The sequence below is a fragment of the Bradyrhizobium sp. Pa8 genome, assembly GCF_052588265.1.
This window is the reverse complement of the sequence record NZ_CP176767.1, coordinates 9,265,010-9,287,864: the sequence shown is the minus strand read 5'-3', so window position 1 is coordinate 9,287,864 and position 22,855 is coordinate 9,265,010. Positions and strand designations below refer to the sequence as shown.

Below are 22,855 nucleotides of genomic sequence, written 5' to 3'. Positions count from 1 at the left end.
GGGAGAGGGTTGGGGTGAGGGGCTCTCTCCGCGAACTCAACTTTCACTGTGATTGCGGAAGCACCCCTCACCCCAACCCTCTCCCCGCGAAGAGCGGGGCGAGGGAGAAGAGAGACCCCCGCATCCGCCTTCGCTGAAGCTTCGGCGGGACGGGCGCGGGAGAGGTGAAGATCGTCACTTCACCTTCGGCAGCACCTGCTTTACCACCTGCTTGCCTTCGACCACCTCGACCAGAAAGCTCTGCCGGTCGATGTCGCCGGTCTCGCTGAAGGTGACGTCCATCAGGATGCCCGGCTCGTCCGCGGCCTTGATGGTCAGGCCGTGCAGCGTGTCGGCGAACGCCTTGCTGTCGACCTTGCCCATCTTCTCGGTCGTGGCTTTCACCATGTAGACGGCGAGATAGCCCTTCAGGCCGTTATGGTCGGGCACGTAATTGTACTTCTTGGCGAACTTGTCGCGGAACGCCTTGATCAGGTCGACCGGTGCGTCCGTGGTGAGGCCGACATGGCCGCGCGCGCCGTTGGCGGCATCGCCGGCGAGTTCGATCACCTTCTGGCCGATCAGCGTGGTCTCGCCCATCAGCGGCGCGGTGACGCCCTGGCGCTTCAGCTCTTTCAGGATGCGCGCACTCTCTTCTTCATTCAGGTAGACGAACACCGCATCGGGGTTGGCGGCCTTGATCTTGCCGACGTCGGCGGCGAAGTCGGCTTGTCCCGCTTCAGTCGAGAGATCGGCGACCACCTTGGAGCCAAGCCGGTCGAGTTCCTTCACGACGACGTCGCGACCGCCGCGGCCGAAGTCGTTGTTGACCCAGACCACCGCGACCGTCTTCGCCTTCATGTCGTCGTGGATGTACTTTGCGACCTTCGGCATCGACGATTGCTGGCCGAACGAGGTGCGGAACAGGAACTTGTTGCCGGCCTGCGTCAGCTCGGCGGCTTCGCCGCCCATGATTTGCGCGATGCCGGCTTCGGCCGCGAGCGGCGCCGTCACCTTGACCGAGCCGGAATAGCCGGGCCCGAGCAGCACATAGGGCTCGGCGTCGAGCGCCTTCTGCACCTGGGCGCGGGCAACGCCGGGGTTGGACTGCGAATCGGCGTGGGTGACCTCCAGCTTGCGGCCGAGCACGCCGCCCTTGGCATTGATCTCCTCGATGGCGAGGTCGATGCCGTTCTTCCAGTTGGTGCCGACGGTGGCGCCGCCGCCCGAGAGTTCGGCGACGTCGGCGAGCTTGATCGCCTGCGCGTGGACGCTGGTTGCAGTCGCGAAGGCAAGCAAGGCGCCTGCCACTAGGGTCGATTTCATGGTCACTCCTCCCATTTTCGTTGATGTTGTCCGCGGCCTTGTGTCCGGCCGCTTCGGTTATGCGGCGTGATAGGCTGCGCTTCGTGCCGCCATCACCTCGTCGAATGCCTCTCCCATGACCTCGGTCGATGGGGCAAGGCCCGTGAACAATTCGAAAGCGTCGGCGGCCTGATAGATCGCAAGCTCCCGCCCGGTCATGATCCGCGCGCCCTTGGCCTGTGCCGCTGCCAGCAGCGGCGTGATCAGCGGCGAATAGACGGCGTCCGCGACCCACATTTTCTCGTGCAGCAAGGCCGCCGGCACCGGCATGCCCCGGTTCGGCAGCATGCCGACCGGCGTACCGTTGACGAGGCCGGTTGCGCCATCGAGCGCGTCCTCGACGCTTTTCGCCACCGTGGCACCGCCGTGCCTGGCAAGCAATGAAGCGAGCTTTTCGGCGCGCGCCGTCTCGCTGTCGAAGATGCGGAGGTCGGAGACCCTCAGGCTCGCCAGCGCAAAGGCGATCGCCTTGCCGACTCCGCCCGTTCCGATCACGGCGACTGCATTTCCGGACGGTGCCAGCAGCGGCGCGACCGCGCGCGCAAACCCGGTCGTGTCGGTGTTGTGGCCGATCAGCCGGCCGTCCTTGGCGACGACGGTGTTGACCGCGCCCATGGCGGCCGCGCCCGGCGCCAACTCATCGAGCAGCGGGACCACCGCTTCCTTGTAAGGGTAAGTCACGTTAACGCCGGCAAAGCCGAGCCGCCGCACGCCCTCGAGCATCATGCGGAGCCCGGCCGCATCGGCGCCGGCGACCTCGATGAGCTGGTAGTGACCGCGCAGGCCGAGCGCCTCGGCGGCCCGTTCGTGCATGGCGGGGGAGGCGGAATGGGCGATCGGCGCCCCGATCAGGCCGGTGAGAAGCTTCTTGCAGGCGGCGTATCCGCGCTTGGACATGGTTGGCTATCGTCTCGTTGGGAGCGTTGGGTCCTGGCCATTAGCGGGGAAATCCGCACAATTCCAAGGGGGCTTCCAGTTGCGACGATAGCCTTTCCCGGGCCTAACACAATTACCCATTTATTGGGCAAACCTAACATAATGTTATTTCTTCCGCCCGCGTGCCGGGGCGGCCTTGCCCTCGCTGCGGGACGGCTCCACCGTGCGCATCTCGGCGCGCAGGGACTCGATGAAATACTCGACATGGAGCGACAACGGCGCGCCGCGCTTCACCGCGATATAGGTCTCGAACCGCGTCGGCTCGGTGATCTTCAACAGCTCGATTCCCGGATAACCGCCATGAGCCACCGTGAACTGGTCGATGATGGCGATGCCGAGCCCTGCCTTCACCAGCGCACACACCGTGGTGCCGAACCGCGCGCGGATCGTGATGTTGTAGTCAAGCCGGTGGCGCGCAAAGATCCCGGCCATGATCCGGCCGTAGGGATCGTTGGGATCGATGCCGATCAGCGGATAGCGGGTGATCTCGGCCGCCGAGACCTGCTTGCGGCCGGCAAGCTCGTGACCCGGCGGCACGATGCAATAGAGCTCACCCGAGGCGAGCGGCATGAAGTCGAGCCCGGAATGCTCGAGCCGATAGCTCATCGCCACGCACTCGCCGCGGCCGAGCAGGAGGTAGTCGATGGCTTCCTCGAGCTTGAGGATGTTGATGTCGATGCCGAGATCGGGATAGCGGCGCCGGACGCGCTCGATCGCGCGCGGCACCATCACCTGGGAGATGCTCGGAACCGAGCCGATGCGCAATTCCGACAAACCGCCGCGGCCGATCTTGGAGATGAGCTCGGAGAGGTCGTCGACCTTCTTGTAGACGCCGTTGATCTGCTCAAAGATGTTCTCGGCTTCCGGCGTCGGGAAATAGCGCCCGTTCTGGCGCTGGAAGAAGCGGATGCCGAGCGTGCGCTCGGTGTATTTGACCAGGCGGCTGATCCCCGGCGCCGACACGTTGAGCAGCTTCGCCGCGCCGCCGATGGTACCCGTCACCATCACGGCACGGATCACTTCAACCTGGCGCAGCGTCATCATGTCGTGGGCATCCCAAGGAGGATCGTGGTGGCGATCATCTCACGAGAGCCGTGATGTCATCCAGCGGCAAGTGTGCGACGGAGCGGGCGGCGCTTCACCCTCCCCCGGAGGTCCCAGACGAGCGGAGCTCGCTCGGGGGTCGATCGCGCGAAGCGCGAGCGGGGGTAGGGTGATCTCTCCACTCGGGCACTGCTTCAATGGATAGACTGTCACCCCACCCCGCTACGCATTTCGCTTCGCTCAATGCCTAGCGACCCTCCCCCTCCAGGGGAGGGTAAGAGCGCAGCGCGCTCACCGGCAACAATTGCTGATTAACTTCGCGGTCAGAATGTTTCGGCCAAAATCGGCACGTTCGAACGGAAGGGCGTCGCTCGCCCAGAACGTACGCCTCACCTGTACTGCGTTCTAGCTCGCCGGGCTCTCGGGCGACGCGCTGCCAGGCCGCTCCGCGCGTTCGCGCTGCAGCACTTCGCGCGCGTACTCGATGATCTTCTGCTTGTTTGCCGTTTCGCGGACGGCGAAAAACACGCGGTTCAGTTCCAGGCCGAGCACGCTGTTGAGGGCGATGTCCTCGTCTTCCATCGTGATTTTCCCGCTTCAGACACCATAGGTGTAACTTGACGTCACTTCCTCCACAAGTAGATTAAATCTCCGGTGCAGACGAGGGCCGGTAAACTACGGAAGCAGCGAATTGAGGCAGCTCCCAAATACGTGCTATACGGACGGCGAGGCTCAGGAAACGCACCGATGTCCGCCGTAGACGCCGTAGATTATGGCCGGGAAGCGCTCGACTTCATCGAAGGCCTGGGGACCTATCGCAAGGTACCGGACGCCATGAATGCGCTTGAGGCGGCGTTCGGTCGCTTCGGCTTCGAGACCATCATCGTGACGGGGTTGCCGAATCCCGATCAGCGGTTCGCGCAGATGGTGCTGGCCAAGCGCTGGCCGGCAGGATGGTTCAATCTCTACACCCAGAACAATTACGACCGCGTCGACCCCGTGGTGCGGCTGTGCCGGCAATCGGTCAATCCGTTCGAATGGGCGGAAGCGCCTTATGATGCCGAGCTCGAGCCGGACGCGGCCGAGGTGATGAACCGTGCCACCGATTTTCGCATGTCGCGCGGCTTCATCGTGCCGATCCACGGGCTCACCGGCTACGAGGCGGCGGTGTCGCTCGGCGGCGTCCATCTCGACCTCAATCCCCGCAGCAAGCCAGCACTGCACCTGATGGCAATGTATGGCTTCGACCATATTCGCCGCCTGCTCGATCCGGCGCCGCATCTCTCGACGCGTCTCACCCCGCGCGAACGCGAGGTGATCGCCTGGGCCTCGCAGGGCAAGTCGGCCTGGGAAATCGGCGAGATCCTGCACATCACGCAGCGTACCGCCGAAGAGCATCTTGCAACCGCCGCGCGCAAGCTCGGTGCCGTCAACCGTACGCATGCGGTTGCACTGGCGATTCGCAACAAGATCATCAATCCCTAAGCGACGTACTGGGAAATTTCCCAATATCGAACCTGCCTCTTTTCGCGGAGGCTGCCCCTCATTCTGGCTGAATGGGGGTTTTCATGATTCACGCAATTTCTTCGGTCAATCGCCACCTTTACGAAGACGTACTCGAACAGCACTTCCGACTACGCCACGACATCTTCGTCGAGGAGCGGCACTGGGAGACGCTGCGCCGGCCTGATTGCCGCGAGGTCGATTCCTATGACGACGAGGACACCGTCTATCTGCTCGCGCTGGAAGGCCGGCGCGTCGTCGGCGGTCACCGGCTCTACCCCACCACCAAGCCCTCGATGATGAGCGAGATCTTCCCGCATCTGGCTGCGGTTCGCGGTTGCCCTGCGAATCCGCTGGTCTGGGAATGGTCGCGCTATTTCGTCGTGCGCGATCGCCGCGACGGCGCTCTCAACCTGCAACTGATGGCGGCGGTGCAGGAGTTCTGCCTCAATCAGGGAATCGCGCAGGTCAGCGCGATCATGGAGACTTGGTGGCTGCCGCGCTTCCATGAGGCCGGCTTCGTCGTGACGCCACTTGGTCTGCCCGCGCTGGTGGAGAACGCCTGGACCATGGCGGCGACCATCGACATTCGCCGCGAGACCCTCGATGCCCTGCATGATCGCATCGGCATGGATTCGATCGTACAACAGGACGGCCCGCGTCTGGACGCCGTCGCCCGTGCCAACCTCTGCGGCCTTGCTGCCGCGCAACGAAAGAGCGCCTGAAATGTCGAACATGATGCGGGACAGCCAGATCATGGCGCAGACCAAGGACGAGAATCTCGGCTACATGTCCGACATGGCGCTCGAACTGGCGCAGATGGCGGAAGACACCGGATTGGCAACGCTCGCCTATCTGTTCCGGATGGCGGCGCTGGAAGCCTCGACGGCCAACAGCGTGCTGGCCGAGCCGGATGATCTTCCACGGCAGATGACGTCGCACTAGACGCCTTCTCCTACTTCCGTCGACCTTCGCGCCCTCTCCCAGGCATGCCTGGGGGAGGGCGATCGTTTGGGTGCGGCAGGTTGACCCATCCTGCGCGGCAGCCTTCTTGCAAGGCCAATTTCGATCGCATGCACCGGCATGCAACAAAGTGCATGTCTGGTGTTGAATCGCTCTTGCCTCGGAACGATACTGCCATTACCCATTTTTCCGCCTTGAAGAGGCAGGGGGAGCTCTTTCACTGATGGCGACCGTGTTCGAACATCGGCGCGACATCGCGTGCGCCTGAAAGAGTTTTGATGCTGCTCGTCGTCGAACAATTCTTGAACGGATTGCAGTTCGGCCTGCTCCTGTTCCTGCTCGCCGCCGGCCTGACGCTGGTGTTCGGGATCATGGATCTCGTCAACCTCGCGCACGGCTCGCTCTACATGATGGGCGCCTATTTCGCCGCGACCTTTGCGGCCTGGACCGGGAGCTTCCTGCTCGGTGCGCTGATGGCGCTCGGCGCGACTTTGGTGCTCGGCATCGTGCTGGAGATGACGGCGCTGCGGCATCTCTACGGTCGCGACCATCTCGACCACGTGCTCGCGACCTTCGGCCTGATCCTGTTCTTCAATGAAGCCGTGCGGCTGATCTGGGGGCCGGCGGGGCTCGCGCTGCCGCTGCCGGCCTGGCTCACGGTGCCGGTGCCGATCCTGCCCGGCATCCACTATCCCGCTTATCGTCTCGCCATCATCGTGGTGGCGCTGCTGGTCGCACTGCTGCTCTATCTCGGCGTGATGCGCACCCGCATCGGCATGCTGATCCGCGCCGGTGCCTCCAACCGCGAGATGATCGGCGCGCTCGGCATCAACATCAAGCTGCTGTACACACTGGTGTTCGGCCTGGGCGCCGCGCTCGCCGGCCTCGCCGGCCTGATGCAGGCGCCGATCCTCACCGTGCAGATCGGCATGGGCGAGAACATCCTGATCCTCGCCTTCGTCATCATCGTGATCGGCGGCATCGGCTCGATCCGCGGCGCGTTCCTCGCCGCGATCTTCGTCGGCATGATCGACACGCTCGGCCGCGCCTTCCTGCCCAACCTGTTGCGGCAGGTTCTGAGCGGCGCCGCCGCCTCCACCGCCGCGCCCGCGCTGTCGTCCATGCTGATCTATCTGCTGATGGCGATCGTGCTGGTGGTGCGGCCGGAGGGGCTGTTTCCGGCCAACCGTCGATGAAGGCTTTCACTGTGAGCAAGGCCGTCACGGCCCTGATGCTGGCGGGGCTCGTGCTGCTGCCGCTCTATTCGCAGCTGTCCGGCAACATCTTCATCCTGACGCTGTTCACCCGCATCGTCATCCTGGCGCTGGCGGCCGCGAGCCTCAACCTCATCATGGGTTTTGGCGGCATGATGAGCTTCGGCCACGCCGCCTATCTCGGCATCGGCGGCTACGCGGTCGGCATGCTCGCGCAGGAAGGCGTCGGCTCCGGCTTCATCCAGTTCCCGGTCGCGCTCGCAGCTTCCGCAATCTATGCGCTGGTGATCGGCGCGCTCTCGCTTCGTACGCGTGGCGTCTACTTCATCATGATCACGCTGGCCTTCGCGCAGATGGCCTATTACGTCGCCTCGGGCCTCGCACGTTACGGCGGCGATGACGGTCTCACTGTCTACAAGCGCAGCGACTTCTCCGGCCTGATCAACCTGTCGAACCGTACGCAGTTCTATTATCTCTGCCTCGCCTGCCTGTTCGCCGTGATCGTCCTGATCTGGCGCATCGCCAATTCGCGCTTCGGCCTCGTCTTGCAGGGCCTGCGCTCCAACGAGCAGCGGATGCAGGCGATCGGCTTTCCGGCAAAACGCTATCAGCTCGTCTGCTTCGTCATCTCAGGCACGATGTGCGGCCTTGCCGGCGCGCTGCTTGCCAACAACACCGATTTCGTCAGCCCGGCCGTGATGTACTGGACCCGCTCCGGCGACCTCATGGTGATGGTGATCCTGGGGGGCATGGGCACGCTGTTCGGCCCGGTGATGGGCGCGGTGGTGTTTTTGCTGCTGGAAGAATTCCTGTCGCAGATCACCGAATACTGGGCGCTGATCATGGGTCCGCTATTGCTGCTGATCGTGCTGTTCGGCCGCGGCGGCATCATGGGCCTGCTCGGGAGGCTCAATCGTGGCTGAACCGCTGCTCCGCGTCGAGAAACTGGTGCGCCGCTTCGGCGGCATCGTTGCGACGGACAACGTCTCGCTCGACGTCGCGGCCGGCGAGCTGCACGCCATCATCGGCCCGAACGGCGCCGGCAAGACTACGCTGATCAGCCAGCTCACCGGACACCTCGAACCGCATTCCGGCAGCGTCTCGCTGGCGGGGCGCGACATCACCTATCTGCCGGCCTATCGCCGCTGCGCGCTGGGGCTCGCCCGTTCGTTCCAGATCACCTCGCTGCTGCTCGACTTCACCGCCGCCGACAATGTCGCGCTGGCGGCGCAGGCGCATGCAGGCCACTCGTTCCGCTTCTTCGCCAATGCGCGCAAGGAAAAGGGCTTGCGCGATGCCGCGCATGCCGCCCTCGACCGCGTTGGCCTGTTGCACCGCGCCGACGTCGTGGTGTCCAGGCTCAGCCATGGCGAGCGGCGCGAGCTCGAGCTTGCGGTCGCGCTCGCCAGCAAGCCGAAATTGCTGCTGCTCGACGAGCCGATGGCGGGCCTCGGCGTCACCGAGTCCCAGCGCATGGTGAAACTGCTCCAGGAGCTGCGCAAGGAGGTCTCGATCGTGCTCGTCGAGCACGATATGCCGGCGGTGTTCGCGCTGGCCGACCGCATCTCGGTGCTGGTCTATGGCCGCGTCATCGCCTCGGGCGATCCGGCCGCGATTCGCGCCAACGAGGACGTCAAGCGCGCCTATCTCGGCGACCAGCACGTGGTGACGCACCATGTCTGAAAAGGTGATGGCTGACACGCTGCTCGACGTCGACGGCATCGAGACCTGCTACGGCCTCTCCCAGGTGCTGTTCGGCCTGTCGCTGTCGATCAAGCCGGGCGAGATGGTCTCGCTGATGGGCCGCAACGGCATGGGCAAGACCACCACCATCCGCTCCATCATGGGCCTGACACCGGCGCGCGCCGGAACGATCCGCTTCGCCGGCGCAGAAGTGCGGCAGCTTCCATCCTACAGAATTGCAAAACTCGGCGTCGGCCTCGTTCCCGAGGGACGCCAGATCTTCCCGAACCTCACGGTGCGCGAAAATCTCGTCGCGGCCGCGGCCGATCGGTTCGGCAGCAGCAATCCGTGGACGCTCGCCGCCATCTACGTGATGTTTCCGCGGCTCGCCGAGCGTGCCTCCAACATGGGCAACCAGCTCTCCGGCGGCGAGCAGCAGATGCTCGCGATCGGCCGCGCGCTGATGACCAACCCAAAGCTGCTGATCCTGGATGAAGCGACCGAAGGCCTCGCCCCGCTGATCCGCGAAGAAATCTGGAGCTGCCTGTCGCTGCTGAAGAGCCGGGGCCAGTCGATCCTGGTCGTCGACAAGAATGTCGACCACCTCGCCCGCATCTGCGACCGCCACTACATCATCGAGCGCGGCAAGACGGTGTGGAGCGGCACCTCCGACGCGCTGATGGCGGAGCCGGATCTCCAGCACAAATATCTGGGCATCTGACGCGCTGCTAGATCTGGTTGCCGCATCGTCCGTGCAGATCGCCTCGCGCGCAGAACCTCGTCGAGGATGTCAGTTTCGAAGCTCTCCAAACTGCGCGCAGAGGTCTTGAGCGCGCCGCCGCCAGCCGCCAATGTCGCGGCGAAGCGGATTCGATGCAGGACTTTTACAATCAAATTGCCGGACGGCCTGAAGACGACATCATCGGTCCCGAACAGCGAGGCGCTTCGACAGCGCCTCAATGGCTGGATTTCCCGGGCTGTGTGTTCATCAGAGGTGAGTTTCGCGCCGATCCCGATCGGCCCGCGATCGTAGCGCCTGGCTTGTTCATCTCCGTTGCACTCGATGAAGGCGCTGGCCGCGGCATTCTGACGCGCGCAACCGGTGAAAGGCAGATGACGGCCATTGCCGTGCGCGAGGCCCTAGCCGTGGGAGGCTCGGTTCGCTGCGGCGAATGTCCTGCGATCGGCCTGGCGCTTCCCCAAGCCTCCATCGACGGGCTTGGACTCGGCGACGAGGTTCGGGCGCTGTTCAAGACCGACGCGTTGGGGACGGCCATCGTCTCTCTCACGGCGTCTCCGCGTGTGCAGGCCCTCGCAGCAGAAATGTTCTCGCCACCGGTGGCCGGAAGCGCGGCGCAATTGCTGCTGTCGGCACACGCCGCCGAGATCGTGGTCCACGCCTTGTTCGGCGAGCGCGGCCGGATCGCGCTCGATCCCGCAGCCGACCTCCAGCGGGTGCGGTTGCAATCGGTCAAGGCGCGAATGGATGCTGATCTCGCTTATCCCTGGAGCATCGACGAACTGGCGCGGAATGCGGGGCTGAGCCGCCGGTCCTTCAACCAGAAATTCCAGATGGCGTATGGCGAGAGCGCGATCGACTATTTGCGGGCCCGGCGGCTCGATGCCGCACGTGACCTTCTGATTCATCAACGATTGTCGGTCACCGAGGCGGCCTTTCGTGTCGGCTACGCCCATCCGGCCAATTTCGCGACGGCGTTCCGAAGGCACTTCGGCTACTCGCCGAGCCGCTGTCAGTAGCGGCGAGAGGATTGCGCGCCTGCCGAAATGTTTCGCGATGTGTCTGTGTCGTTCGCGATGAAGTCTCCGTCCGCAGTCTTGAAAGCCTCCACGTGGAATCAAAGGCGATTTGCACAGTCGCAAAGGCGGTGCGCCCCTCGATCTGATTACTCCCGTGTTGCTTTTGAAGACGGAACTCGGGGATGACGATGAGGCGCGACGACGGACAGAGGTTCGGCTGGGAACGGGTGGTGAAGGCTGGACTTGGCATCGCTGGTCTTGGCGTGGCCGGGCTTGGCGTGGTGCTGCACGCGACGCCGTCGGCCGCACAGACCTCCACGACCAATTCGGGCTCGACGGCGGCGACATTGCCGCCTGTCACGGTCGAGGCACCGAGCCAGGCGCGTCCGCGCGCCCAGTCGGCCCAGCGTACCTCACAATCACAGCGCGGTCGCGTCGCGTCGCGCCGCAATTCCGAAGCCGCGCAAGCCAGAAATCCTGACACGCGCGAGGCTGGTGCCGGCCGCGGCAACGTGTCGAGCGAGAACAGCTATGTCGCAAGCAGCAGCTCGGCTGGCACGAAGACCAACACGCCCTTGCTCGAGACGCCGCAGTCGATCTCGGTCGTGACGCGCAAGGAGCTCAACGACCGCGCCGTCCAGTCGCTGACGGAGGCGGTTGGCTATGAACCCGGTGTCCGCATCGATGCGTCCGGCTACGATCCGCGCTTCGACGCCATCGCGATCCGCGGCTTCGACGTCACCTATAACGGCGTTTATCTCGACGGCTTGCGCCTCGTCGGAGCCGGTCTCAGCGTGTTCAAGACCGAGCCTTATGGGGTCGACAGCATCACCGTGGTCCGTGGGCCGAGCTCGGCACTCTACGGGCTCGGCTCGCCCGGCGGACTGATCGACCTGTCGAGCAAGTTGCCGACCAGCCAGCCGTTTCACGAGGTGCAGACGGTGTTTGGCGACCGCGATCGCATCCAGGGCAATTTCGACCTGTCGGGCCCGGTCGATCCCAACGGTCAATTTTCGTATCGGCTGACCGGCGTGATGCGCGACGCCGACGTGTTCGTGCCCGGCGGCAAGGACAATCGCACCTACATCGCTCCGGCCGTCACCTGGAAGCCGGATCAAGCGACGACCCTGACGATTCTTGGTGCCTACCAGAAATCGAAGACGCCTGGATCCATGTTCACCTACTCGTCGGGGACCGGGACGACGACGGACATCTTCACTGGCAGTCCGTCCTACAATTCGCTCGACCAGGAGCAGGGACGCGTCGGCTATCTGTTCGAGCACGCGTTCAACAACGACGTGACCGTCCGCCAGAAATTCCGCTACGTCGATGTCGATGCGGTCACCCGCTATGTCGGCTTTCTCGGCGCTCCCGTGGGCAATGTCGTCTCGCGCTATACCGGCTATGTCCACGACACGCTGCAATCGGCCATTATGGATAACCAGGTCGAGGCAAAACTCTCGACCGGCCCCGTGCAGCACACGCTCTTGGTTGGTACCGACTACACGGCATCGAAATTCAACGACAAGCAGGGATTTGGCTTCGGCGTCTCCGACCTCAACCTGGCCGCGCCGGTCTATGCGCCGGAATCCATTCCCGATCCCGCGATCTCGTCCTCGACGCAGCAGCGACAGACCCAGTCCGGCGTGTACATCCAGGACCAGGCCAAGCTCGACCACTGGATCCTGACATTGAGCGGCCGCAGCGACTGGGTCAGCACCACGGGTGAGGATCTGTTCGCGCTGACCCGGCAGACGCAGTCCGATCAGGCCTATAGCGGGCGAGCCGGGCTGACCTATGTGTTCGATTCCGGTGTTGCGCCTTACGTTGCCTATTCGACCTCGTTCTTTCCCAATCTCGGCGTCGATCCGTCGGGTGCCTTCTTCAAGCCGACCACCGGCAAGCAGACCGAAGTCGGTGTGAAGTACCAGCCGCAGGGAACGAGGAGCTTCATTACCGCGGCGGTGTTCGATTTGACCCAGGACGGCGGCCTGGTCACGACGGGGACGGGCGTGACGGTCCAGCGTGGCAAGATTCAAAGCCGCGGCTTCGAATTGCAGGCGCTTGCAAGCCTGGGCGGTGGTTTCGACATCACCTCGTCGTACACCTATCTCGACATGGTGACCAAGCAGGCCACTGACAGCTCGCTGATCGGCAAGTTTCCCTCGGGCAATCCTCCGCACACCGCGACGCTGTGGGCGAACTATGCCCTGCCGCTGGCCGGACCGTTTGCAGGATTGAGCGTCGGTGGCGGCGTGCGTTACATGTCCTGGAGCTACGGCGATGATGCGAACACGTTCAAGAACAGCTCGGTAACCCTGATCGACGCGGCGCTGAAATATGATTTTGGCCAGGCGATGAAGGAGCTGAAGGGCCTCCAGTTCCAGGTCAATGCCAAGAACCTATTCAATCTGCACTACACCACGTGCCAGGTCGGTTATTGCTACCGCGGCGCGCCGCTGACCGTCATCGCAACGCTCGGCTATCGCTGGTGACCAGCTTGCGCATGAGAACCCCAGTTATCCGGTCAATATGTCTTACCCAAATCGCTGGGCGACTAACGCGCCAGGTGGTGCGTGCCGATCTCAACCAAGGTGGTCCGGCAGGATAGGCGGTAGATCAGGCTGAACAATTGAACCCACATGATCGAACTCCGCTGTTGATCACTTGCAGGGATACTAGGCCCCGAGTCTTTCCGGCCGTTTTCGAGGGACGGGGAAAATGGCTTCGTCGGCGGGCGCCGTGATGTCGTCGGAACAGACCGGACGAAGTCGCCTCACGCGGGCGTGAGACGTATCCCCGTCAAAACACCTCGAAATATTCGCGGTGCTCCCAGTCGGTCACCTCTGACAGGAAGCGGTCGATCTCGGCATTCTTGATGTGGGTGTAGTAGTCGACGAACTCAGGCCCGAACTTCTCGCGGAAGAACGGATCGTCCTTCAGCGCGGCGACCGCATCGCGCAAGCTTTTCGGCAACGGCGGCGCCTTGGTCTCGTAGGGCGTGTCGGCGGACGGGCCGGGGTCGAGCTTGCGGTCGACGCCGTCGAGGCCCGAGAGAATCTGGGAGGCCATGTAGAGATAGGGATTGGCGGCGGGCTCGCCGATGCGGTTCTCCAGGCGAGTGGCGGTATCATTGGCGCCGCCGAGCACGCGGATCATCACGCCGCGATTGTCGCGGCCCCAGATCGCGCGGTCCGGCGCCAGCGAATAGGAGCGGTAGCGTTTGTAGCCGTTGATGGTCGGGGTGGTGAACACGGTCGAGGCGCGGGCGTGGTCGAGCAGGCCGGCAAGGTACGCCCGGCCGAACGCGCTGAGCGGCTCGCTGCCCTCCTTCGTCATGAACTGATTCTCGCCGCTCGCGCGCGAGATGATCGACTGATGCAAATGCCAGCCGCTCGCGAACACGTTCGGCAGTTTCGGCCGGCACATGAAGGTGGCGTGATAGCCGTGGCGGCGCGCGATCTGCTTCACGGCAGAGCGGAACAGCACCATGTTGTCGGCGGGCTCCAGCCCCTTCTTCGGCGCGAAGGTGAATTCGCACTGGCTCGGCCCGAACTCGACCTCGACCGAACGCAAGGGCAGTCCGAGCGCGACGACATCGCGGCGCAGGATCTCCAGCACCGGCTCCATCTGATCGAAGCGCTGCTCGGTGAGGTATTGATAGCCGTGGCTGAGCAGGCTCACCGACGGCGGCGTGCCGGGCTGGCCGGCATCCTCGGGCCGCATATGCGCGTCGTCGAGCTTGAAGATGTGGAATTCAACCTCGAGGCCGGCGACGAAATCGTGGCCGCGGCCGCTGAGATCATCGAGCACCTTGCGGTAGAGGCCGCGGGTCGCGAACGGCACGGGACGGCCGTCGCCAAAATAGAGATCGCAGAGCACCCAGCCCGTCGCGGGCGCCCATGGCAGCACGCGGAACGTGGTTGGGTCGGCGACCATCAACACGTCGGCCGCGCCCTCCATCTCCTTCATGCCGAACCCGCCGCCTGAGGTGAACACCGGAAACACCGTGCGGTGCGAGGTATCCTTGGCGAGCATGGTCGTGGTGATGGAGCAGCCGCTCTCCAGCGAGGCGATCGCCTCGGCGGCGATGATGGTCTTGCCGCGCAAAATGCCGTGCTGGTCCGGGAAGGCGAGGCGGATGACCTCGAGGTTCTTTTCTTCGACGATGCGGCGCAGGCGCGCTGCGGCGTCCCTCTGCTCATCCGACCACAGCGCATGACGCGCGACGAAAGTCACTTTGCTGGCTCCTTTAGTCGTGAGACGCGAAGCATGCGCCACATTCTCCGTCATTGCGAGCGCAGCGAAGCAATCCAGAAATGTGTCCGCGGTGACAGACTGGATTGCTTCGCTGCGCTCGCAATGACGAAGGAGAGATCTGCACGCACGTCACTCCGCCGCCGTCAGCCGGTGCACGTTGTCCGCGATCTCCTTCGGCACCGGCGCGGCCCAGGGTGCGCCGCGGCGGCGCTTGACGTCGACCTCCATCCAGTAGAGCTCCCAACCCTGGGTCGGCCCGATGCCGTCCATGGTGGCGGGCCCCTGGATGCTGCGCGCCCTGCTCTCGTCCAGGAACAGCATCGGCTTCTCGCCACCGCCGACCTTCTCTATCTCCTGCCGCAGCAGGCGGCGGTACTGCACGATCGCCTTGTCGCTCGAGCCGAGATGCTCCTTGGTGCGGTCCTGGATTGCGCCCATGGATTCCACCGCCCACTGGTCGTGGACGTTGATGTCGGTGCCCATGCCGGTGTAGGTCGAGGTCGCCTGCTCGTGCGGATCGAAGCCGTAATCGTTGCCGCTGTTCTTGCGCGATTTGTAGTCGGGCAGCTCATAGAGTTCGAGCCGCTGAGCGCGCATCTTCTGCTTGTCGACCGGGTTGGTGTAGCTGGTGAAGATCGCGTACCAGTAGCAGTTCTCGTCGTCGACCGACACGTGCCACTGCGTGATCGTCATTTCCGTGCTCATGGGGATGACGAAGCCGTGCGGGAAGAGCTGGTTGGTGACGCGCACATGGGTGCGCTCCTCGTCGATCTCGCGCAGCGCGATCAGCCGCAGGCCATATTCGGTGTGCTCGACATTGATGATCGGCCGGTCGTACTCGCGCAGGATCTTTGTCATAGGCAGGTCGCTGCCGGCGGACGCGCCGCGGAACTGCTTGCCGTAAGCCGTCGACGTATCCTCGTCCTCGAAGAAGCGGTGCAGATAGGAGGCGTGCGCGGGATCGATGCCGACCTCGAGGGCTTGAAGCCAGTTGCAGGCCATGTGGCCCTTGAACGCAAAAGTGTGCGTGCCGGGCGCGACAAAGCAGTCGAGCTCCGGAAATGCCGGCGGCTCACCCTCGCCGAGATACGCCCAGAGGATGCCGCTCTTCTCGACCACGGGATAGGAGCGCTGGCGAATGTTCTGGCAGAGTTTTGAATCCTTCGGCTCGGCCGGCGTCTCGATGCACTGGCCGGTGGCGTCGAACAGCCAGCCATGGAAGGCGCAGCGCAGGCCGCCATGTTCGAGACGTCCGAAGGCGAGGTCGGCGCCGCGATGGGCGCAATGACGGTCGATCAGGCCGAAGCGTCCGCTCTCGTCGCGAAACAGCACCAAATTCTCGCCGAGCAGTTTGACGGGACGGATCGGACGGTCGCCCTCCAGCTCGTCGACCAGCGCCGCCGGCTGCCAGTAGCTCCGCATCAGCTTGCCGCAGGGATCCTTCGGACCGGTACGGGTGATCAGGTCGTTCTGCTCCTGGCTCATCATGGCGGGCGTCCTTTGTTCGGAGAGGCGTTTGTTCGCCTATTGAACGAATGGGCGAATTATGCCATGCCTCGGTCCGGCGGCAAGTAATATTTTGCAGGATGTTCCCGGACCTATGCCCAAGCTGAAGCGCAGCGAAAACGACGAGCGGGCGACGGATTTCGTCGAGAGCCTCGATCGCGGCCTGCGCCTGCTGCAATGTTTCGGCGCGACCAAAGGCCCGATGACGCTGAGCGATCTCGCCCGGGCCGCAGAGCTGCCGCGCGCCACCGCGCGGCGCATGCTGTTCACGCTTCAGCGCGGCGGCTTCGTCGCCGGCGACGGCAAGCTGTTCTCGCTGACGCCGCACGTGCTGACGCTCGCGTCGTCCTACCTGCGCTCAAGCCAGCTCGTCGCCGTGCTTCAGCCGGTGCTCGATCGCGTCGCCACGGCAGCGCAGGAAATCTCCTCGCTCGCGGTGCTCGACGGCGACGACGTCGTGTTTGTCGCGCGCAGCAGCCCGGCGCGGATGTTTTCGGGTGGGCTCGAGATCGGCTACCGGCTGCCGGCGTTCTGCACCTCGGTCGGACGCGCCATGCTCGGGCAGTTCGATGATGCAGCGCTTGCCGCACGCCTGAAGACAATGAAGCGCGAGATGTTGACGCCGCAGACGGTGACCGATCCCAAGGCGCTGCTGGCCAGCATCACAGCCGATCGCGACCAGGGCTATTCGCTGGTCGATCGCGAGGCAGAGCCGCATTTCCGCTCGATCTCGGTTCCGGTGCGCCGCTACGACGGCGTGATCGTCGCCGCCATCAACATGGGCGCCCATGTCGACCGCGTGCCGGCAGGGGAGCTGATCGGCCGGTTGCTCCCGCTGCTCCGCGAAGGCGCGGAGTCCGTGCGGTCGCAGCTGTTATAGCAACGATCGTTGGCGCCGCGCGTCCGCGGGCCTATAATCTCGTCACGCAAGACAACAGGGAGGACGCCATGAAACACACCATGGTTCCCAGTGATCGCGTGGAGCACGTCTGCGTCTACGGGCGCGACGGCGCGAAGCTCGGCTCGATCGAGCGGCTGATGCTCGACAAGGTGACCGGCACGGTCGCCTACGCCGTGATCAAGACTGGCGGGCTGCTCGGCACGCACCACCACTATCCTGTGCAGTGGGGCGCGCTGAAATACGATCCCGCGCGGCAGGCTTTTCGTGTCGAGGTGACGCAGGACGAACTCGCCAGCGGACCGTGCGAGTTCGACGGCGACGAATTCGACTGGGGCGATCGTTCGCGGCCCTACGCGCACCCAAATTATTGGTCGATCTGACGGCGCGATTGCGGCAGGCGTCGCGCGCTGAGCCGCCTCACTTGGTCGCGGTGCGCCGGCGCGCTCGCTGTGTCAAAAGGCAAAAATGCCGCATGACACACCTCTCATCGCCACCATCGTCGTCGGACTTGGACTAGCTTTCGTACTCGGAACTATAGCGCAGCGGTTCCGCATTCCGCCGCTTGTCGGCTACCTGCTCGCCGGCGTCGCCGTCGGCCCGTTCACGCCAGGCTTCGTCGCCGACCAGGCGCTTGCGACCGAGCTCGCCGAGCTCGGCATTATCTTGCTGATGTTCGGCGTCGGCCTTCATTTCTCGCTGCAGGATCTGCTGAGCGTCCGCAACATCGCCGTTCCCGGCGCCGTCGTCCAAATCGCGGTTGCGACGCTGATGGGGCTCGGCCTTGCATGGCTGATGGGCTGGAGCGTCGGTGCGGGACTCGTGTTCGGGCTGGCGTTGTCGGTCGCAAGCACCGTGGTCCTGCTTCGCGCGCTGCAGGAGCGGCGCCTGATGGAGACCGATCGCGGCCGCATCGCGGTCGGCTGGCTCATCGTCGAGGACCTCGCGATGGTGCTCGTGCTGGTGCTGTTCCCGGCGATCGCAAGCCTTCAGGGCGGCGGCGACAAGCCAGCCTTCGAGCCGCTGGCCGCGCAGGCCGGCTTCGGGCTTGCCGGCATCGTGATGCTGACCCTGGCCAAGATCATCGTGTTCATCGGGCTGATGCTGGTGGTGGGGCGCCGGGTGATTCCCTGGATCCTGCACTACATCGCGCATACCGGCTCGCGCGAATTGTTCCGTCTGGGTGTGCTTGCGATCGCGCTGTGCATCGCGTTCGGTGCGACGAAGCTGTTCGACGTCTCGCTGGCGCTGGGCGCGTTCTTCGCCGGCATGATGCTGCGGGAATCTCCGCTCAGCGCGCGCGCCGCGCAGGAATCGCTGCCGCTGCGCGATGCCTTCGCGGTGCTGTTCTTCGTCTCGGTCGGCATGATGTTCGATCCGATGAGCGTGGTCCGCGAGCCCTGGCCGCTGCTGGCGACGCTCGCGATCATCATGCTCGGCAAATCACTCGCCGCGTTCCTGATCGTGGTGCTGTTCCGGCATCCGGTCGCGACCGCGCTGACGATCTCGGCGAGCCTGTCGCAGATCGGCGAGTTCTCCTTCATCCTGGCCGAGCTCGGCGTGGCCTCGCAGATCCTGCCCACTGACGGCCGCGACTTGATCATGGCCGGCGCGATTCTCTCCATCATGCTCAACCCGCTGATGTTCGCAGCCGCCACCTGGCTCGCGCCGCGTCTCGACCCGCGCCGGGATTCACCGCAGGCCGCGGCCGCCGTGCCCGAGCCGATCCGCACCACGGACCTGACCGACCATACGATCGTGATCGGCTATGGCCGCGTCGGCGCGCTCGTCGGCGATGCCCTTAAGCAGCGGCAATTGCCGTTCCTTGTCGCCGAGGTCGGCGAGAGTGCGCTGGCGAAGCTGAAGCAGGGCGGCATCGAGACCATCATGGGCAATGCCGCGCAGCCCGAAATTCTCGGCGCCACCAATCCGTCACGGGCGCGGCATCTCGTGATCGCGATCCCCGAGGCATTCGAGGCGGGGCAGATCGTGCAGCAGGCGCGCGCGGCCAATCCGGACATCCGCATCATCGCGCGGGCGCATGCGGATGCGGAGGTCGATCATTTGAAGGGGCTGGGGGCGGATGTCGTCATCATGGGCGAGCGGGAGATCGCGCGCGGCATGATCGAGGAGCTGGAGAGGAGAGTTCCGGATGCTGCCCAGCAAGATCCCCGTGCGCTCGCGGTCGGTTCGGTCGTTTGACCTGATCACGCCGCAGGGGCGGACCTACCGCTTTCCGCCGCCGACATTGTTGCAGCGGTTGTTGCGGTTGCCGTTCGCGCATGCGGAGACGGTGGCGATTTCGGCGGCGATCCTGGCGTTGATTTATGTGGCGGGCTTTGCCGCCGAAGCACTCGACCATTCGGTGTTCGATGCGTGCAACGACAGGGCCAGGATGCGTAGTGTGGGTTAGCGAAGCGTAACCCACCTCTGTTCGTCTCCGCGGAAACTGAAGTGGTGGGTTACGCCGAGCAGATGGGCTTCGCGCACCTGCACGGCTAACCCACCCTACGCACCGCGCGCTACCGACCCTCCGCCTCGCGCTCCATGTCACGGCCCGACAGATCCTCGCCCTGCATGTTGGCGTACTCGCGCGCCATTTCGCGCATCAAAAACTTCGCCGGTACGTCGTGATAGGTGCCGCGGTCGTTGACATATTGCATGTAGGCGCGCCCCGCACCGTCGAAGGGATGTAGTAGTGCATCGGTGTGGCCGTCGAAGTCGAGCGGGGCCACGCCGACCTTGGCGCAGAGCGTGTCGTTGAAAGTCGGTGTGGCCTTGCGCCAGGCGCCGTCGACATGAACCTCGGTAAAGCCGTGCCAGGTGAACATGTCCGTGCCCATGCTCTGGCGCAGCTTCTCGGTGGTGAGATGGTTCTTCACGTCGGCAAAGCCGACACGAGCCGGAATGCCGTGGACGCGGCAAGCAGCGGCATAGAGCGCGGCCTTGCCGACGCAATAGCCTTGCCCGGCGGCGAGCACGCTCGAGGCGCGAAAAGTCTCAGCAAGGCGCATGCTGACATAAGGATTGTAGCGGATGCCGTCGCGCACCGCCTTGTAGAGCACGCTCGCCTTCTCGCGTTCGCTGGCATCCGTGCGCACGGCGGTCTCGGCGAATTGCCGCACGGCGGGATGATCGCTGTCGATGTACTCGCCGGGATCGGTATAGAGGCGGCGGATCGTGTCGGGCAGGGGTGCTGTCATGCGTCAAGCTTAGCAGGCAGTCTCCGCAGGACTCAAATTCGTTCGTTGCAAGCCGCCTATGCCGCACGCGACACTACCCCGTCACCACTTGCGTTGAGACGTTGCCGCTTTCGAAAGCGGCAATGCTGCGTTACGCTTACCGGAGCCGACGCCCTTAATGTGGCCCTTGGGGAGTCAGAGCGTGCTGAAATGGTGTGCCCATTGCCAGCAATTCATCGGCGAGATGCGGCCGTACGCCGACTTCAGCATCACACACGGGCTGTGCCGGAAATGCTCGGGTGAACAGCCGGATTTGCTCAGCGGCGATGAATATGCCCATGCGGTCGTGCTGCAGGACATCTTTCAGGCGCTGTTTGCCGCGGGTCGCAGGAGCGATTTCGACGCGGCCGGGCCGCTGGTCGACAACGCCATCGCCGTCCATTGCCGGCCGGTCGACATTCTCATCGGCATGATCGCGCCGATGCTCTACGAGATCGGCAACGCCTGGGAGCGCGGCACGCTCACCGTCGCTGGCGAGCACGAATTCACTGCTTTCGCCGAGCGGGTAGTCGATCCTGTCGAGGAAAAGATGAGGCAGGCCTGGTCGCAGCCGGCGCGGCATGCAGGCGACGGCTGCTATCTCCTGATGAACGCGCCGGGCAATATCCACGTGGTGGGCATCCGCATCCTCGGCCTTTGGCTGCAAAACCAGGGATGGCGGACGCGCCATGTCGACGATCTCACCGTTCTCGATGTCCTGTCCGAGCCGGCGATCGCGGGTGAGCCCAAGACGCTGCTCGTTTCGATCGCCCTACGCGAGCAGTGCGATGCCGTCGCGTCGCTCATCGAGCGCGTGCAAGCATTGCCGGCGCCCAGCCGTCCAAACATTTTCCTCGGCGGCTACGCCGTCAAAACCCACCTGGTGCCGCGGATCCCCGGAGCGAAGCTTGCCGCCGACATCAGCGCACTCGGCCTCGACTGAACGCGGCTAGCTGCGGTTGCGCATCCAGTCGGCAAGGCCCGATATCGCCTTGTCGAGGTCTTGCCGCGCGGCAGCGTCCGTGACCGTCTCGTCCAGCGCGCCGCGCATGCAGAGCAGCCACGCATCGCGCTCGGCGTCGCCGATGGCAAAGCCGATATGCCGCTGCCGCAGCCGCGGATGGCCCTTCTCGACGGAATAGAGCTTTGGGCCGCCGGTCCATTCGGTGAGGTAGCGCTTCAGCACGTCCCTGATCAGTCCGAGGTCATCCGCGTGCATCGCACGGATCATCTTCGCCTCCGGCAGCGTGTCCATGCGCTCGTAGAAGCGGTCGACCAGAAGGTCGATCGTGCCGCTGCCGCCGATCCGCTGGAACATGGAGATTGCGACGTCGCTATCGGTCATTCATCAAGTCCTGGTGTGTGCTGTTTGGCCCTTCATATCGTTCTCTTTCGAGAAACGAAAAGGGACGCAAGGCACATCCGCGCGCGTAACTGCACTCCCTCGCCCGCAAGGGGGGAGGGAACGCAGCGAGCGTGCGGCGAGAGATCGCCTTACAGCGCCACGCTGCGCAGGCCGAAACTCCGCGCTTCGTTCTGCAGCACCGGCCGCACCGCATCGATCAGCCTTGCAGCCGCCGCATCGACCGACAGCCCTGCCGTATCCACCACCGCCGTCGCGCGCGAATACAGCGGTTCGCGGCTCAGCAGGATGTTGCGCAACTCGGCCATTGCGGAGCGGTCGTCCGCCATCGGGCGCAGGTCGCCCTGGCGGCGCACGCGGGCCATGTGCTCCTCGGGCTCGGCCTTCAGCCAGATCGTGTAGAACGACGACAGGATCTGGTCGAAGGTCAACGGCTCCGACACGATGCCGCCGCCGGTCGCCAGCACCATCAGCTCGTTGCGCGCGAGCAGCTGTTGCAGCGCTGCCTGCTCCATGCGGCGAAAGCCTTCCTGGCCGTAGAGCGCGATGATCTCGGCGACCGAGAGCCCGTTCTGCTGCTCGACCTCCTTGTTGAGCTCAACGAAACTCCAGCCGACCTTCTTCGCCAGCATCCGTCCAAGGGTCGATTTGCCGGCGCCGCGCAGGCCGATCAACGCGATGCCGCAGAACGGCGCGCGCCGCGGCGCCGACGCGCTGCCGCCGGCGAGAACGTCCTTGGCCTGAGCGATCTGCGCCGGCGTCGCCTTGCGCAGGAGATCGCGAAACATCTGCCAGTCCGGCGTCGGATCGGCCGAGGGAAGCAGGTCTTCGAGATGCGCGCCCATCGCGTCGGAGACGCGGCGCAGCAGCACGATGGAGACATTGCCCTTGCCGCTCTCGAGCTGCGCGATGTAGCGCTCCGAAATCCCTGATACCTTGGCGAGCACCTTGCGCGACATGCCGCGCAGCGCGCGCATGGTGCGCACGCGCTGGCCGAGCTGTTCGAGAAATCGGGATTCGGCGTCGGGACTGTCGGTCATGGACTGCAGATCATGGGCCTTCTTGAGAGGGTGTCCTGCGGCGCGTTTTAATGAAACATAGTGCCTGCCGGCATTGACGGCAAGCCGCCGCGGTGTCTTTCTATGAATTATAATTCTAAATT

The 22,855-nt window shown here is 64.4% G+C and carries 23 protein-coding genes; 14 read left to right on the top strand and 9 right to left on the bottom strand.

All coding sequences use genetic code 11. From position 1 onward, the window contains the following. Positions 1-174: 174 nt before the first annotated feature. The 4 genes from ACKWRH_RS44130 to ACKWRH_RS44115 all read right to left on the bottom strand — a co-directional run bounded on the left by ACKWRH_RS44130 (position 175) and on the right by ACKWRH_RS44115 (position 3,906). Positions 175-1,305 carry an ABC transporter substrate-binding protein gene (locus ACKWRH_RS44130; protein WP_063979908.1) on the bottom strand — a complete coding sequence of 377 codons (1,131 nt, stop codon included), beginning with the start codon at positions 1,303-1,305 and terminating at the stop codon, positions 175-177. 57 nt (positions 1,306-1,362) lie between these two features. Continuing rightward, complete coding sequence (locus ACKWRH_RS44125) at positions 1,363-2,241, bottom strand: shikimate dehydrogenase (RefSeq protein WP_445218646.1); 879 nt, start codon at positions 2,239-2,241, stop codon at positions 1,363-1,365. Between the two features lie 144 nt (positions 2,242-2,385). Beyond that, positions 2,386-3,324 carry a LysR family transcriptional regulator gene (locus tag ACKWRH_RS44120; protein WP_028169964.1) on the bottom strand — a complete coding sequence of 313 codons (939 nt, stop codon included), beginning with the start codon at positions 3,322-3,324 and terminating at the stop codon, positions 2,386-2,388. Positions 3,325-3,729: 405 nt separating this feature from the next. After that, on the bottom strand, positions 3,730-3,906 hold the full coding sequence (locus tag ACKWRH_RS44115; RefSeq protein WP_014491261.1) for a hypothetical protein: 177 nt from the start codon (positions 3,904-3,906) through the stop codon (positions 3,730-3,732). Between the two features lie 165 nt (positions 3,907-4,071). Between ACKWRH_RS44115 and ACKWRH_RS44110 the strand changes: the two genes are divergently transcribed. From ACKWRH_RS44110 to ACKWRH_RS44070, 9 genes are all read left to right on the top strand, one after another. Next, complete coding sequence (locus ACKWRH_RS44110) at positions 4,072-4,809, top strand: helix-turn-helix transcriptional regulator (protein ID WP_014491262.1); 738 nt, start codon at positions 4,072-4,074, stop codon at positions 4,807-4,809. Between the two features lie 83 nt (positions 4,810-4,892). Then, positions 4,893-5,552, top strand: coding sequence for an acyl-homoserine-lactone synthase (locus ACKWRH_RS44105; RefSeq protein ID WP_445218645.1), 660 nt, complete (start codon positions 4,893-4,895; stop codon positions 5,550-5,552). A gap of 1 nt (position 5,553) precedes the next feature. Next, positions 5,554-5,772 (top strand): hypothetical protein, encoded by a 219-nt coding sequence (locus ACKWRH_RS44100; RefSeq protein WP_008540920.1) that lies wholly within the window; start codon positions 5,554-5,556, stop codon positions 5,770-5,772. A gap of 296 nt (positions 5,773-6,068) precedes the next feature. Next, positions 6,069-6,986, top strand: coding sequence for a branched-chain amino acid ABC transporter permease (locus ACKWRH_RS44095; protein ID WP_028148057.1), 918 nt, complete (start codon positions 6,069-6,071; stop codon positions 6,984-6,986). Continuing rightward, a complete protein-coding gene (locus tag ACKWRH_RS44090) occupies positions 6,983-7,927 on the top strand; it encodes a branched-chain amino acid ABC transporter permease (RefSeq protein ID WP_445218644.1) in 945 nt (314 codons plus the stop codon). The genes ACKWRH_RS44095 and ACKWRH_RS44090 overlap by 4 nt, the downstream gene beginning before the upstream one ends. Beyond that, positions 7,920-8,687 carry an ABC transporter ATP-binding protein gene (locus ACKWRH_RS44085; RefSeq protein WP_028155176.1) on the top strand — a complete coding sequence of 256 codons (768 nt, stop codon included), beginning with the start codon at positions 7,920-7,922 and terminating at the stop codon, positions 8,685-8,687. The genes ACKWRH_RS44090 and ACKWRH_RS44085 overlap by 8 nt, the downstream gene beginning before the upstream one ends. Continuing rightward, positions 8,680-9,408 (top strand): ABC transporter ATP-binding protein, encoded by a 729-nt coding sequence (locus tag ACKWRH_RS44080; RefSeq protein ID WP_445218643.1) that lies wholly within the window; start codon positions 8,680-8,682, stop codon positions 9,406-9,408. The genes ACKWRH_RS44085 and ACKWRH_RS44080 overlap by 8 nt, the downstream gene beginning before the upstream one ends. 392 nt (positions 9,409-9,800) lie before the next feature. Then, positions 9,801-10,445 (top strand): helix-turn-helix transcriptional regulator, encoded by a 645-nt coding sequence (locus ACKWRH_RS44075; RefSeq protein WP_445218642.1) that lies wholly within the window; start codon positions 9,801-9,803, stop codon positions 10,443-10,445. Between the two features lie 188 nt (positions 10,446-10,633). Then, positions 10,634-12,940 (top strand): TonB-dependent siderophore receptor, encoded by a 2,307-nt coding sequence (locus ACKWRH_RS44070; RefSeq protein WP_445218641.1) that lies wholly within the window; start codon positions 10,634-10,636, stop codon positions 12,938-12,940. Positions 12,941-13,247: 307 nt separating this feature from the next. On the opposite strand, the gene ACKWRH_RS44065 is transcribed toward ACKWRH_RS44070, so the two are convergent. Continuing rightward, the gene (locus tag ACKWRH_RS44065) at positions 13,248-14,684 is read right to left on the bottom strand and encodes a glutamine synthetase family protein (RefSeq protein WP_445218640.1); all 1,437 of its coding nucleotides are present in this window, start codon (positions 14,682-14,684) and stop codon (positions 13,248-13,250) included. 150 nt (positions 14,685-14,834) lie between these two features. After that, positions 14,835-16,193, bottom strand: a complete 1,359-nt coding sequence (locus tag ACKWRH_RS44060) for an aromatic ring-hydroxylating dioxygenase subunit alpha (protein ID WP_445218639.1) — start codon at positions 16,191-16,193, stop codon at positions 14,835-14,837. A gap of 112 nt (positions 16,194-16,305) precedes the next feature. On the opposite strand from ACKWRH_RS44060, the gene ACKWRH_RS44055 reads away from it, so the two are divergent. From ACKWRH_RS44055 to ACKWRH_RS44040, 4 genes are all read left to right on the top strand, one after another. Next, positions 16,306-17,091, top strand: a complete 786-nt coding sequence (locus ACKWRH_RS44055; protein WP_445218638.1) for an IclR family transcriptional regulator domain-containing protein — start codon at positions 16,306-16,308, stop codon at positions 17,089-17,091. A 68-nt stretch (positions 17,092-17,159) separates the two neighbouring features. Then, a complete protein-coding gene (locus tag ACKWRH_RS44050) occupies positions 17,160-17,492 on the top strand; it encodes a PRC-barrel domain-containing protein (protein WP_041956976.1) in 333 nt (110 codons plus the stop codon). An 85-nt stretch (positions 17,493-17,577) separates the two neighbouring features. Then, on the top strand, positions 17,578-19,311 hold the full coding sequence (gene ybaL, locus ACKWRH_RS44045; protein WP_445218637.1) for a YbaL family putative K(+) efflux transporter: 1,734 nt from the start codon (positions 17,578-17,580) through the stop codon (positions 19,309-19,311). Next, complete coding sequence (locus ACKWRH_RS44040; protein ID WP_445218636.1) at positions 19,262-19,522, top strand: hypothetical protein; 261 nt, start codon at positions 19,262-19,264, stop codon at positions 19,520-19,522. Before ybaL ends, ACKWRH_RS44040 begins: the two co-directional genes overlap by 50 nt. 109 nt (positions 19,523-19,631) lie before the next feature. On the opposite strand, the gene ACKWRH_RS44035 is transcribed toward ACKWRH_RS44040, so the two are convergent. Beyond that, on the bottom strand, positions 19,632-20,312 hold the full coding sequence (locus tag ACKWRH_RS44035) for a transglutaminase-like domain-containing protein (protein ID WP_445218635.1): 681 nt from the start codon (positions 20,310-20,312) through the stop codon (positions 19,632-19,634). A 223-nt stretch (positions 20,313-20,535) separates the two neighbouring features. Here ACKWRH_RS44035 and ACKWRH_RS44030 point away from each other — a divergent pair, with 223 nt between their 5' ends. Beyond that, entirely contained in the window at positions 20,536-21,273 is a 738-nt protein-coding gene (locus tag ACKWRH_RS44030; RefSeq protein ID WP_445218634.1) for a B12-binding domain-containing protein, read from the top strand. A 6-nt stretch (positions 21,274-21,279) separates the two neighbouring features. Here the strand turns inward: ACKWRH_RS44030 and ACKWRH_RS44025 are convergent, their stop codons facing one another. Next, positions 21,280-21,675 carry a group II truncated hemoglobin gene (locus ACKWRH_RS44025; RefSeq protein WP_445218633.1) on the bottom strand — a complete coding sequence of 132 codons (396 nt, stop codon included), beginning with the start codon at positions 21,673-21,675 and terminating at the stop codon, positions 21,280-21,282. Between the two features lie 149 nt (positions 21,676-21,824). After that, on the bottom strand, positions 21,825-22,841 hold the full coding sequence (locus ACKWRH_RS44020; RefSeq protein WP_257787550.1) for a helix-turn-helix transcriptional regulator: 1,017 nt from the start codon (positions 22,839-22,841) through the stop codon (positions 21,825-21,827). Between the last annotated feature and the right edge of the window lie 14 nt (positions 22,842-22,855).

What these genes read in the sequence shown, in the direction of transcription:
- ACKWRH_RS44125 (WP_445218646.1), bottom strand. Translation starts at nt 2,241, where the DNA reads ATGTCCAAGCGCGGATACGCCGCCTGCAAGAAGCTTCTCACCGGCCTG.
- ybaL (WP_445218637.1), top strand. Translation starts at nt 17,578, where the DNA reads ATGCCGCATGACACACCTCTCATCGCCACCATCGTCGTCGGACTTGGA.
- ACKWRH_RS44050 (WP_041956976.1), top strand. Translation starts at nt 17,160, where the DNA reads ATGAAACACACCATGGTTCCCAGTGATCGCGTGGAGCACGTCTGCGTC.
- ACKWRH_RS44075 (WP_445218642.1), top strand. Translation starts at nt 9,801, where the DNA reads ATGACGGCCATTGCCGTGCGCGAGGCCCTAGCCGTGGGAGGCTCGGTT.
- ACKWRH_RS44105 (WP_445218645.1), top strand. Translation starts at nt 4,893, where the DNA reads ATGATTCACGCAATTTCTTCGGTCAATCGCCACCTTTACGAAGACGTA.
- ACKWRH_RS44095 (WP_028148057.1), top strand. Translation starts at nt 6,069, where the DNA reads ATGCTGCTCGTCGTCGAACAATTCTTGAACGGATTGCAGTTCGGCCTG.
- ACKWRH_RS44040 (WP_445218636.1), top strand. Translation starts at nt 19,262, where the DNA reads ATGCTGCCCAGCAAGATCCCCGTGCGCTCGCGGTCGGTTCGGTCGTTT.
- ACKWRH_RS44100 (WP_008540920.1), top strand. Translation starts at nt 5,554, where the DNA reads ATGTCGAACATGATGCGGGACAGCCAGATCATGGCGCAGACCAAGGAC.
- ACKWRH_RS44080 (WP_445218643.1), top strand. Translation starts at nt 8,680, where the DNA reads ATGTCTGAAAAGGTGATGGCTGACACGCTGCTCGACGTCGACGGCATC.
- ACKWRH_RS44025 (WP_445218633.1), bottom strand. Translation starts at nt 21,675, where the DNA reads ATGACCGATAGCGACGTCGCAATCTCCATGTTCCAGCGGATCGGCGGC.
- ACKWRH_RS44110 (WP_014491262.1), top strand. Translation starts at nt 4,072, where the DNA reads ATGTCCGCCGTAGACGCCGTAGATTATGGCCGGGAAGCGCTCGACTTC.
- ACKWRH_RS44035 (WP_445218635.1), bottom strand. Translation starts at nt 20,312, where the DNA reads ATGACAGCACCCCTGCCCGACACGATCCGCCGCCTCTATACCGATCCC.
- ACKWRH_RS44060 (WP_445218639.1), bottom strand. Translation starts at nt 16,193, where the DNA reads ATGATGAGCCAGGAGCAGAACGACCTGATCACCCGTACCGGTCCGAAG.
- ACKWRH_RS44055 (WP_445218638.1), top strand. Translation starts at nt 16,306, where the DNA reads ATGCCCAAGCTGAAGCGCAGCGAAAACGACGAGCGGGCGACGGATTTC.
- ACKWRH_RS44120 (WP_028169964.1), bottom strand. Translation starts at nt 3,324, where the DNA reads ATGATGACGCTGCGCCAGGTTGAAGTGATCCGTGCCGTGATGGTGACG.
- ACKWRH_RS44115 (WP_014491261.1), bottom strand. Translation starts at nt 3,906, where the DNA reads ATGGAAGACGAGGACATCGCCCTCAACAGCGTGCTCGGCCTGGAACTG.
- ACKWRH_RS44070 (WP_445218641.1), top strand. Translation starts at nt 10,634, where the DNA reads ATGAGGCGCGACGACGGACAGAGGTTCGGCTGGGAACGGGTGGTGAAG.
- ACKWRH_RS44090 (WP_445218644.1), top strand. Translation starts at nt 6,983, where the DNA reads ATGAAGGCTTTCACTGTGAGCAAGGCCGTCACGGCCCTGATGCTGGCG.
- ACKWRH_RS44030 (WP_445218634.1), top strand. Translation starts at nt 20,536, where the DNA reads ATGCGGCCGTACGCCGACTTCAGCATCACACACGGGCTGTGCCGGAAA.
- ACKWRH_RS44130 (WP_063979908.1), bottom strand. Translation starts at nt 1,305, where the DNA reads ATGAAATCGACCCTAGTGGCAGGCGCCTTGCTTGCCTTCGCGACTGCA.